The sequence below is a fragment of the Burkholderia sp. BCC1988 genome (assembly GCF_905339895.1).
Lineage (GTDB): Bacteria > Pseudomonadota > Gammaproteobacteria > Burkholderiales > Burkholderiaceae > Burkholderia.
This window is the reverse complement of the sequence record NZ_CAJPHA010000016.1, coordinates 82,187-93,055: the sequence shown is the minus strand read 5'-3', so window position 1 is coordinate 93,055 and position 10,869 is coordinate 82,187. Positions and strand designations below refer to the sequence as shown.

Annotated in this window: 13 protein-coding genes and 1 pseudogene; 12 read left to right on the top strand and 2 right to left on the bottom strand. The window is 60.6% G+C overall.

The window, feature by feature from the left end:
* The first annotated feature begins 310 nt into the window (after positions 1-310).
* The 9 genes and pseudogenes from U4012_RS22840 (at position 311) to U4012_RS22800 (ending at position 6,982) form a co-directional block, all read left to right on the top strand.
* The gene (locus U4012_RS22840; protein WP_321801696.1) at positions 311-1,051 is read left to right on the top strand and encodes a hypothetical protein; all 741 of its coding nucleotides are present in this window, start codon (positions 311-313) and stop codon (positions 1,049-1,051) included.
* Between the two features lie 99 nt (positions 1,052-1,150).
* Positions 1,151-2,119, top strand: coding sequence for a DUF932 domain-containing protein (locus U4012_RS22835; protein ID WP_321801694.1), 969 nt, complete (start codon positions 1,151-1,153; stop codon positions 2,117-2,119).
* Entirely contained in the window at positions 2,116-2,316 is a 201-nt protein-coding gene (locus U4012_RS22830; protein WP_321801692.1) for a hypothetical protein, read from the top strand. The genes U4012_RS22835 and U4012_RS22830 overlap by 4 nt, the downstream gene beginning before the upstream one ends.
* 75 nt (positions 2,317-2,391) lie before the next feature.
* A complete protein-coding gene (locus U4012_RS22825) occupies positions 2,392-3,387 on the top strand; it encodes a YqaJ viral recombinase family protein (RefSeq protein WP_122780677.1) in 996 nt (331 codons plus the stop codon).
* Between the two features lie 11 nt (positions 3,388-3,398).
* Positions 3,399-3,626 carry a hypothetical protein gene (locus tag U4012_RS22820; protein ID WP_062885040.1) on the top strand — a complete coding sequence of 76 codons (228 nt, stop codon included), beginning with the start codon at positions 3,399-3,401 and terminating at the stop codon, positions 3,624-3,626.
* 49 nt (positions 3,627-3,675) lie between these two features.
* Positions 3,676-4,583, top strand: a pseudogene (locus U4012_RS22815) (phage capsid protein).
* On the top strand, positions 4,580-5,707 hold the full coding sequence (locus U4012_RS22810; RefSeq protein ID WP_321801687.1) for a hypothetical protein: 1,128 nt from the start codon (positions 4,580-4,582) through the stop codon (positions 5,705-5,707). The pseudogene U4012_RS22815 and the gene U4012_RS22810 overlap by 4 nt, the downstream one beginning before the upstream one ends.
* A 66-nt stretch (positions 5,708-5,773) precedes the next feature.
* Positions 5,774-6,580: a DUF4942 domain-containing protein gene (locus U4012_RS22805; RefSeq protein ID WP_321801685.1), complete on the top strand. Its 807-nt coding sequence runs from the start codon at positions 5,774-5,776 to the stop codon at positions 6,578-6,580.
* Between the two features lie 75 nt (positions 6,581-6,655).
* Positions 6,656-6,982 carry a hypothetical protein gene (locus U4012_RS22800; protein WP_415750396.1) on the top strand — a complete coding sequence of 109 codons (327 nt, stop codon included), beginning with the start codon at positions 6,656-6,658 and terminating at the stop codon, positions 6,980-6,982.
* Positions 6,983-6,985: 3 nt separating this feature from the next.
* Here U4012_RS22800 and U4012_RS22795 read toward each other — a convergent pair whose 3' ends face one another.
* A complete protein-coding gene (locus U4012_RS22795) occupies positions 6,986-7,243 on the bottom strand; it encodes a helix-turn-helix domain-containing protein (protein ID WP_038761981.1) in 258 nt (85 codons plus the stop codon).
* Positions 7,244-7,308: 65 nt separating this feature from the next.
* On the opposite strand from U4012_RS22795, the gene U4012_RS22790 reads away from it, so the two are divergent.
* Both U4012_RS22790 and U4012_RS22785 read left to right on the top strand, forming a co-directional pair.
* The gene (locus U4012_RS22790) at positions 7,309-7,707 is read left to right on the top strand and encodes a hypothetical protein (RefSeq protein ID WP_321801680.1); all 399 of its coding nucleotides are present in this window, start codon (positions 7,309-7,311) and stop codon (positions 7,705-7,707) included.
* A gap of 9 nt (positions 7,708-7,716) precedes the next feature.
* On the top strand, positions 7,717-8,508 hold the full coding sequence (locus U4012_RS22785; RefSeq protein ID WP_321801678.1) for a methyltransferase domain-containing protein: 792 nt from the start codon (positions 7,717-7,719) through the stop codon (positions 8,506-8,508).
* Positions 8,509-8,586: 78 nt separating this feature from the next.
* Here the strand turns inward: U4012_RS22785 and U4012_RS22780 are convergent, their stop codons facing one another.
* Positions 8,587-8,934: a helix-turn-helix domain-containing protein gene (locus U4012_RS22780; protein WP_208204946.1), complete on the bottom strand. Its 348-nt coding sequence runs from the start codon at positions 8,932-8,934 to the stop codon at positions 8,587-8,589.
* 129 nt (positions 8,935-9,063) lie between these two features.
* On the opposite strand from U4012_RS22780, the gene U4012_RS22775 reads away from it, so the two are divergent.
* Complete coding sequence (locus U4012_RS22775; RefSeq protein WP_321801674.1) at positions 9,064-10,242, top strand: hypothetical protein; 1,179 nt, start codon at positions 9,064-9,066, stop codon at positions 10,240-10,242.
* Positions 10,243-10,869 lie beyond the last annotated feature (627 nt).

Here is a 10,869-nt window from a genome sequence, read left to right as displayed (position 1 = left end):
CGTTGCCGAGATGCGACGGGCGAAACAACTCTTTCGCTCGATTACTGCCAGATCAGTCTGGCTATCTCGATATTTTGGATAACCACATACTCTGTCGACCGCAAATGTCGGCGGCATTGTTAATCGCAATCCGCGCGAATCTTACCTCACGCATCATCTCAAAAAAATCCCTGACAGAATTGCGAGGTCAAATCGGCACTCGACCATGAATTTACTTTCTTTCAACCACATATCACCTTCCTGAGTACAGCCAGCTACGGCCGCTCCGTCGATGCATTTCCGCATCGGCGCACTTCGCTCAGGAGTTTCCGTGATCTCTGATCCCCCTACCTTTGTGCTGATCGGGCTGGGCCTCGCGCTCGTCGCCATGTTCGCGGTGGGTTTCTATTGGCTCGCTACCAAGAACCGGCCGGCACGCCGACACGCAGCTGTTGCGCCCCCGCCGACTCACAACGCTGTCGACCCGCGTTCCGTCGACGTCGATGAATTCGACGAATGGGAGGCGTTCGCGCCGTATCCCGACCACGCAGTTCTCGCCGCGCATGAAGTCAACGCCGAATCGGTCAATAGCTATCCGCCGTTCGCTCGGCGTGAAGTGCCCGCCCATGCGCCCCAAGCGACCGACGCACGCCACGATCTGCACGACGCGATCGAATCGTTGACGGGTGAACCGGACAAGCCGGCGCCGCCCAAGCCTGCCACTGCGTCGTCATCCGGGCCGACGATTCGTTGTCCACGCTGCCTGTCATCGCGCATCGACACACGCAATCGCGCCCGCAAAGCTGGCAGCACGATCGGCAGCGTTGCAGGGGCGACGGGTGGCATGGCCGCCGCGCTCGCTGGCGCGGAGACCGGTGCGGTCGTTGGCTCAATCGCCGGACCACTCGGCACGGTCTTCGGCGGGCTCGCCGGTGCGGTAATTGCCGGCCTCGTCGGCAGCGCCGCGGGCTGCGCGGCCGGATCTGCTGTTGGCGCAGCAATCGATGACAACGTGCTGGACAATCACCACTGTCTCGCCTGCGGTCACGCCTTCAGTACCGCGCAGAACTAAACGGTTCACCTCACTCCCCTCTCGCTGTTCTCCCCTCAGTTCTCTTTCCGTCCGGCGCTCGCCGGACTGTATGCCCTCGTCTTTATTCAAGGAGCCACCATGCATCTCGTTCAAACAATGGCTTACGTCGGAGCCGAACCCTGGCACGGCCTCGGAAACAAACTCACCCCGAAACAACCTCTCGAAGTCTGGAGACGCGCCGCCGGCATGGACTGGCGGATCGAAGAAGCTGAGGTGCGTTTCGTCGCTGCGGGCAATCGGAACCTCGGCTCAATTCACGCATTTCCCGAACAGAAGGTCTTGTACCGATCGGACACCAAAGCACCCTTGTCCGTTGTCTCTGCACGCTATCAGGTCGTGCAGCCCGAAGAGATTCTGGAGTTCTATCGCGACCTGACGGAGATCGGCGGCTTCCAGCTCGAAACGGCAGGGGTGCTACGGCAGGGCCGCAAGCTCTGGGCGCTCGCCCGCACCGGTCAGTCCGGCATGCTTAAAGGCAAAGACGAGGTAAATGGCTACCTGCTGCTCGCCACGGCATGCGACGGCACGCTCGCGACGACGGCGCAGTTCACGTCGATCCGAGTCGTTTGCAATAACACGCTGCAAATCGCCTTGGGAAACAACGCCGGCGCGATCAAAGTCTCGCATCGATCGCAGTTTGATGCAGCCGCCGTGAAGCGACAGCTCGGCATCGCCGTTTCCACATGGGACGCCTATATGGCCCGCACCAAAGCGTTGTCCGAACGCAAGGTGACGGACTCGGCGGCCGAAGCGTTCCTGCGCCGCGTGCTGACCTACTCGACAGCCAATCTCCCGGATCGCGAAACGGTCGCCGTCAACGAACGCGCGATCAGGGCGGTGGGCCAGCTCTACGCCGGTCGCGGCAAGGGTGCGGATCTTGCGTCCGCGTCGGGTACTGCATGGGGATTGCTGAATTCGGTGACGGAATACGTCGATCACCACCGGCGTGCCCGTACCGACGATCACCGGCTCGATGCCGCTTGGTTCGGTGCGGGAGCAACGCTCAAGCAGCGCGCCTGGGACGAGGCGATGAAACTTGTCGCATGACCAAGGCCATGCCGCCTCTTGCCGTCGACATGCGAATTCAGATCCCGCGTGGAGCCGGGTTACGGTTCGGTGGCCGTTATGCCACGATCCTGCAAATCAAACCCCAAGGCACGACTGTCCACCTCGGAAATGGAAAACTCGTGACCTTCGCTGGCGACGCGTTGCAGGACGCCTTCCGACGCCCCCACTCAGCGTAACACTCTTCCCCTGTACTCCCCTCACCTTTGGCCCGGTCAGATTCGTCTGCCGGGCTTCTTCGTTTTGGAGGTCTCTTGAACACTCCTCACCCCGAGCCACCGCGCACGCGAAAGCCAGCGCTGAAGCTCGTCAAGACCCACGATCTGTCGCGCGACGACTGGCTCGCGGTGCGTCGTACCGGCATTGGCGGATCGGATGCTGCAGCTGCGGTCGGGCTCAATCCGTACATGAGCGCGCTGGAATTGTGGCTCGACAAGACCGGACGCGCGGAAGGTCTTCCCCGGCCTGATCCGGCCGATACGACGTCCCCTACGTATTGGGGCACGTTGTTGGAGCCCATCGTCGCGGCCGTTTATACCCGGCAGACCGGCAACAAGGTCCGCAAGGTCAACGCGGTGCTGCGACATCCATCGATCGCGTGGATGCTGGCGAACATCGACCGGGAGGTCGTCGGCGCGCCTGACGTCCAGATCCTCGAGTGCAAGACGGCCGGCGAGTATGGCACCCGCCTTTGGCGCGAAGGCGTGCCGGAGTATGTGCAGATCCAGGTTCAACATCAACTCGCCGTCACCGGCAAGACAGCAGCACACGTCGCGGTCCTGCTTTGCGGGCAGGCGCTTGAAGTGCATCGAATCGAACGGGACGACGCGTTGATCGGACGGCTCATCGAACTGGAACAGCGATTCTGGCGCTACGTGGAATCCGATACGCCGCCTCCTGCGGACGGATCGGAATCCGCCGACCGTGCGCTGCGTCACCTGTATCCCGGCAACGGTGAAACCATCGACTTCAGCAACGATCGGGTGCTGTCCTCCGTGTTCGCCGATCTGGTCGCCGTGCGAGCCGAGATCGAGACGCGCCAGCAACTCGAAGCGCAATTCAAGCAAACGCTCCAGCAAGCCATGGGTGACGCAACTCGGGCTGTATTCGAAACCGGCTCCGTTTCGTTCAAGCGCAGCAAGGATTCGTCCACCGTCGACCTAGAACGGCTGCTCGCCGACCACCCCGAGTTCGAAACGCAGTACGCCCGTTCGAAGCCGGGTTCGCGGCGCTTTCTCGTTTCCACCTGATTCGATTCCCCATGACCAACCTCGAATGTCTCACGGAGATCATGACGTTCTCCCGCTACGGCGCGCTCGCGCAAGCGTTCGTGATGGACGCACTCAGTAAGCACGCCGAGCGCGTTGCGACCGTACCCCTCGAAACGTTGCAAGAACAGTTCGGCGTTCACCCGCTGATCAGCGTCGAAGCCTGGCAAGGCGTCGCCCAGGAAATCCACACGAAGCTCGAAACGCACTTCGCGCGATAGCCGGTGCGCCGCCTGTAGACCTCCCACCCTTTTCTATTCAGAGGACCGCATGCTCAAAGGTCTTGCTATTACTCCGCCCGTTGTCGGGCGCATCTCCATCGGTCGTATCGTCGAAAAGAACGGTAAACGCATCCCCGAGAAAGACGACCAATTCACCCTCACTACCCAAGTCCAACAACGCGGCGAATGGATGCTGCACCCGCTCAACGAAACGCTGCGAAAGGCAACGTCCGGCAAGCTACGCGCGATTCCGGTTCGCGTGCTGTTCAACGATCCCGATCTGAACCTGCGGTCGGAATATTCGTTGTTCGATCGTGATACCGGACGACCCCTGTGTGTCGGCAATGGAGAACAATGCCGACGCGTCACCGACGTCGGTATCGAAACCCTTCCCTGCCCGTCACCGGATGGCTGCGTCTTCGGCCGTCAAAGCGGTTGCAAGCCCTACGGGCGCATGAACGTATCCATCGGGGACGACGATGAACTTGATTCGTTCATCTTCCGGACGACGTCGTATAACAGTATCCGCACGCTCGCCGCACGTCTGCACTACTTCCGCGCCGTCTCTGGCAACCTGCTCGCCTGTCTGCCGCTAGAATTAAAAATTCGCGGCAAGTCGACCACACAGAGCTACCGGTCAGCCATCTACTACGTCGACCTCGCGGTGTACGTTCGGGAAGCAAGCTCGAACAGACGCTAATCGAGGCGAAGGAACTGGACGCGCGCCGCCGCGAAGCCGGATTCGACCAGGCGGCACTCGATGCCGCCGCCCGGCTCGGCTTCGCCAACGGTGCGTTTGAGGATAGTCCGGACGAGCGCGCTGCTGTTGCCGAAGAATTCTATCCGCAGGATGCGCCGCAATCGGACGCTGGTGACGGCGGCTCTGCAGACACCCCAGCCACGCTTCGCCAGAAGCTCGAACGCAAAGCCGTCCTGCTCGGCGGCAAGGCAGCATGAGCGTTCGACGCGGGGCGATCGCGCTGGCGACGCTGGCAACGACCACTGCGTTCAGCCTGTCGATTCTGGCGGGCTGGCAGCGCGGCGGTACGTTACCGGAACGGCTGATCTGGATCGCCATCGGTACGGTGCTCGTCACGAGCGCACACTTGTTGCCGGCACTGATTCGGGATGCGCCGATCGTCGTTCGGGGCATGGGTAGCCTGTTATGGGGCGCATGCCTCGTGACGGCCTGCTACGGGCATGCGGTGTTTTTCGCGTTCGCCCAACAGCATGCCGGCGAACAACGGGCGGCGACAGTCCGAATGGACGCTGCTCCGTCATTCGGTCGGAGTCTCACCGCCGTCATGGCGGAACGCGCCGCCGTAACGGCGCAACTCGCGACCGCCAACGCCCGTTACTGCAACGGTAACTGCGTGACTCTAGACGGTCGGCGGGTCACGCTCGCGGCCAAGATCGATGCGCTGAACGCCGAAGCCAACGACATCCGCCGTCAGCAAGTCACGACGGATCGAGTAACGGAACGGCGTGACGCGCTGCTCGCCGATCCGGTCACGGCACGACTCGCCGCGTTACTCGGCACGACAACCGCTCGTGTCGATCTGTTGACTGGCTTTGGGTTCGCTGCGGTACTCGAAGGCGTGGCCTGTCTGTTGTGGTCCGTCGCGCTTCGATCGCCGTTACCGAAGCCGTTACCCGTCGTGACGGGCGTTACGCCGGCAGCTGTCACGGTGACGCCCGCCGTGACTCAGCCAATCGTCATGCCAGTCACGGCAGCGCCGAATGTAACTGAACCCGTAGTCACGATAGTCACGGATGCGGGCGGCATGACTCAGCCGGGAGTCATGCCCGTCGCGGCCAGTCGCGACGACGAGACCGTTAGTCGCAATTCCGTAACGCCCAGTCACGACCGTACGACCACCGGTCATGCGCCGCGCGACGATCCGATTACGCCATTACCGACCGGCGCTCCCAACGACGACCACCTGTCGCGACTCATTCAGGATGTCGCGACTGGGCTCGTCCGTCCGACCGTTGCCGACATACGCCGTCATCTGGGCTGCTCCCAGGCCCGCGCTGCTGAACTACGTCGTCAGCTTGCCGAACACAACGTAGCGGCATAAACAGCCGGGCTGCGCGCCCGGCTTCTTTCTTGTCGCCTTCATTTCACTTCATTCTCGTCATGCCACATGGATACCACCGCACTCGTTCCCAGCGTCAGCATTACGAACCTCGCCAACCATCGCGTCGCCGTCGTCGAACGCGTGCGCGCCGCGCTCGATCTGCTCGGCGAAGCCCAACAACTCGCCAAGGCTGCGCATCTCGGGTTCCCCCGGCTCGTGCTCGATGAAAGCTACGGCTGCCGCGGCCGACCGACCGTTACCGGAGAGTATGCGAAGCGCGACGAAGCCGAAGCCGCTATGGTGCGCATCGTCGACGTACGCGGCTGGGACTACCTGCTGTCAGAGTCGGGGCTGCGAACCTTCATGGATGCGAAGGCACGTGAACAATGGAGCAACCAGATTGCCGAAGGCGAGGTACCGGAACTGACGGCCGCCAACATCCAAGCGACCTTCGCCCAACTCTACGGGGCGCGCGGCGACATGTTCGAACGCGGCGTGCTCCAGTGCTTCCGGCGACTGTCTTGGAATTACAAAACGAACGAGCCGTTCAAGTTCGGCAAGCGCATCATCGTCCGGTATCTCCTCTCGCAAGGCAGCTCCAACTACCACGTGACGAACGAACTGGACGATCTGATGCGAGTGTTCAGCGTGCTCGATGGCAAGCCGGAGCCGGATCATCGGCATGGCACGTCGACGCTCATTTCGGAGGCACAGCGTCAACGAAAGACCGAGGCCGAGCACGGCTATTTCCACCTGCGCTGGTTCAAGAACGGCAACGGGCACCTGACGTTCAAGCGTACTGATCTGGTCGACAAAATGAACAAGATCCTCGCGAAGCACTATCCGAACGCCGTGGCGTCCGAAGCCCGGTAGTTCCGCGACGCGTCCTGCGTCTCGTCTTTCCTTTATCCATTCAGCGGACTCGGTATCCGGTTTATCCGGAGGCCCGTGTTCGCCCATTACCTGGAGTATTTCGTGAATCCGCCTTCCGTACAATCCGCCGGCCCGCGCTTCAAGCTCGGCCGGATCTTCGCCACGCCCGCCGCGCTGGTAGCAATTGCCGACGCGCACGTGTCGATCATCGACCTGTTGATCCGCCACATCCGCGGCGACTGGGGCGACCTCTCCGAATCCGACCGCCAGCAGAATGAGTTGTCGATTGATGCTGGGCTGCGCCCGCTGTCCAGCTACGTCCTACCCGGCGGGCAAACCGTCTGGGTCATCACCGAATGGGATCGCTCATCGACGACGTTTTTGCTGCCTAGCGACTACTAGGCGTTATCGCGGCAGGGACGAAATCGGCGGGTTCAGCAGCGCGTCGATGAAGGTGTGCGGATCCGCGTCCAGCGCCCTCAGGAAATCGAGCAATTCCACGACATCCACACGGCGAGCGCCGCTTTCTACCTTCGAGACGAAGGCTTGTGGGCGCCCGAGGCGGTCGGCGACGTCCTGCTGTAACAAACCGCGCTGTTTGCGCAGCTCGCCGAGCAGCGTCGCGATCCGCTGATAGCGGGGATCGTGGATTGGATGAGTCATGAAGAGATTCTAGATACGCATTTCGAATATTCTGTATCCGTATACGGTATATTCGGGAGGCTTACATGTTTCAACTGATTTGGCTGGGAGGCGGCGTCGTCACTGCACTGGCCGTCGTCTTCGACATGCGCCGGCTCGGCGCCCGCCGCGTCGGCTTGCCACCGATTGCATGGGGCGTTGCGTCCGTATGTCTGGGTCCCATTGCGGGGGCGATTTATCTGAGCCGGCGGAGCGCAGCACGGCAAGCGTTGATTGATGCGGTTTGGTTACTCGTCGGCGACCGGACCGTTCCCGATCAAGTCCGTCGGGAGCGGCTAATCGCTCTCGCAAACGTCGGCGTGGTCGGTCCGGTGATTTACCGAGCGTGCGCTGCGGTCCTGCATGCAGAACCGCCTGTCGAGGCGCAGCAGATCACTCCCGCTCCATCGCGGGTGACCGACAACGACCTCAGCCGCCCCTTATAAGGAAAAACGATGTTGCAAACGACCAAAGACGTTCATCACCGCGGGGATGCTTACCTCAATCTGGCTTGCCCTGTATGTGGCGGTCTGCCGATGCCATATTTCGAGCGGGACGGTTACTACATCGATCGCTGCCCGGAATGCCGGTTCGTCTACGTCCGTAACGTACCGTCAGATGCGACGCTCGCCGCGTTCTATTCCGGCTACTACGGCGATGTCAACGAATTCGTGCCGGTCTCCCGGAAGCGGCTATCGAAGCGCTTCTCGAAATCGGTTGAGAACTGGTGGCATGCACGCAACCTTGTTCGGTGCGCAGCGGGTCGGCGCAAGCTGCTGGAGATCGGATATGGCGAAGGACACCTATTGATGGCGCTCAAGCAGACGCAGCGATTCGAGCTGCGAGGCATCGACTATGCGACCGGGCCGATGGCCTACATGAGCGCAAACGGAATTGATGTGGCGCAAGGCAGCCTGTTCGACCAGCACTATCCGGACAACCGATTCGAGTTCATCGTCGGTTTCCATGTACTCGAACATGTTCAGCATCTGGGCGAGTTCATGTCCGAAGTACGGCGCGTGCTTGCGCCTGCTGGCCGCGTGTACTTCGTCGTGCCGTGCGTCACGCATTTCTCCGCTGTCCGCCGCGGGCAGAACTGGAAGCACTTCGGCCCGCCCGGCCACCTCTGGTACTTCTCCGTGACGGCCATGAGGCGACTCATGACGGACCAGGGCTTCAAGGTCCTGTCCGCTCACTGCATCTCGAACCGGACGCACCTGACCGTGCTGGCCGAAAAGACGTCGTAGTTCGGTGCCTGGGTTCTGGCAAACATCACCCTCGGATCGCCAGAACCGTTTCGCCGGCCGGTTCTCCGGTCGGTTTTTTTATTTGTGTGCCAGTCGAGCTGCGAGCGTTTCGACGATCGATACCAAGGTTTCTCGATCTTGCGGGTTCAGCTTCGTAAGCAACTGGCTGAGATGCCGAGCTTGATCGTCGGGCCGATGGCTGGCTTCCGTCAACAGGTCGGCGACATTGCACTGAAACACCTTGGCCAGCTGGACCAAGCGAGCAACCGTCGGCATGACGATGCCGCGCTCGATGCGCGAAATCGCTTCATTCCCGATCCCGAGCTGTTCGGCCACGTCCTCCTGTGTCAAGTGGCTCTCCTCCCGACGCCGAGCAATCGCCTTGCCGACCCGCCGGGCGAGCCGCGTTTCTTCCGTATCCCGCATGTCCGCTCCCATTCCACCTAGATGGTTGGGCATCGACTTCTTGACATGAAGGACTTACAGGGTTGAGATTCCTCTCTTTGAGTTGATATTCAACTGATTCCGCTTCCACATAAGAACAGGATCATTCACATGAAAGTACCGAACTGCCGCTACCCGCTGATTCTTTCTAGCCTCGTTGCGGCCCTCGCGTTGGCCGGCTGCAAAGGTGACGTACTCGACTATCGCAACGCTCAGCTCGTCAATGGCAAGGTATATGCCGGAAACGCGAACGAGCCGTTTTCCGGAAAGCTGACGAACGTTCCAGCCGACAATCTCTTGGGCCAGCAGCCGGGATTCCGCCAGATCAGTGCAGCGATCCTCAATACAGGTGCGTTGATTCCGGGAGATCCTCGTGAGGCACAAAGTCTCATCGGAAGCGGAAACGCCGTCCTGCTCATGTTGACCCCACACGCACTGTGCGATGTCAACATCGACGAAGGTTTGCCGGATGGCAACGCAACCTGCTCAGATCCCAATGGCGGCGCAAAACGGATCGAAGCCCGATTCAAGAACGGCACACTCGACGACAGGTTCGCGCTGTTCAATACCAGCGGTGATCATCAGCTTGTCGACGTGATGCTCAACAATGGGCACCCGGACGGGAAAATGGCGATCTACAGCTCGAGCAATGCCACGCTGGTCCATGTTGCTCATTGGCAAGACGGCGCTCTGTCTGGCGACGAAGAAGCCTTCGATCCGAATACAGGCAACCGTGTGCTGACTGCTACGCTCATCAATGGCAAGTATGACGGTGCATTCACGCGCTATGCGTCAGACGGCAAGCAGGTAATTTACAAGGCGACGTTTGCGCACGGTACCCAACAAGGAACCGAAGAATCATTCGATCCGAACACGGGCAAGCTGACCGGCCATGCCGAGTATGTCGACGGGAAACTATCCGGCGAAGTCAAACGCTGGAATGCTGATGGAAAACTGATCTACGAAAAGACATACCAGAACGGGCAAGAGATGCCGGCCAGCAACGAAGTCAAAACATGCGTCGACGAACAACTCCACTCCTTGGACAACATGAACGGTGTTGGTGTCGATCGTCTGAACGACCTCGAAGCAACTTGCAAAGAGAAGCTTCGTGGTGGGCTGAACTCTGCCGCCCCGTCGGCAACGACGGCGGGGTCGGCGGACAACGACATCTGCGTATCAGTCTGGACGGCAGCCTTTCACCGTGAAAACGGCGACGAAGCGACCGTAACGGCCGACCAGCTCAACGAATGGCGGTCGTGGTGCAAGGCAGGAAAACGGCCGTCGTAACAGCCACCAACGTGGCATATCATGGATGCGCTTTCGGGCGCATCCCTCTCGGGCTATCACCCTCTTTTTTTGCAATGCGCGCGCCAACAGCGCAATCGACGGAGGGTTCGGTCGTATACTGCGTGGTCCCACATCCGCTCCACAAATCGCCGAACTACCGGTGGGCCATCGACGGCGCACCCGCGGACCTGCGCCTCGGCAAGCCAACAGGTACTACCCGGTTTCTAGAAACCAGCGCACCCACTCGACGCTTCGCTCGATCCCGTCGACTGTCCATACGTACGTGCCGAGTTCTGGATCGAAAAAAACATCGACCACCGATGTTCCGACCGACGCCGTGGCACCACGTATTCGCCTGGTACTTCCATCGCGATTAATGACCGTGATTCCCGCGCGAGCTGCGGCCGACAGCGCCTCTACCGTTGGAGCGTTCATGGGGAACACCTTCGGATTTGGAAACGCGTTGAAATACCGGAAGCTTCCAAGATAGTCGAGGAGCCGGGATTCGGCCAAGAATTGATGATCTTCGTCTATCGACCCACAATCCGCAACGCGAAGTCGCTCCGCGCTCGAAGCGGGTCGGTACGCAAACTTGGCCGTTTACTCTGATCCAGCCTTGATAGAATC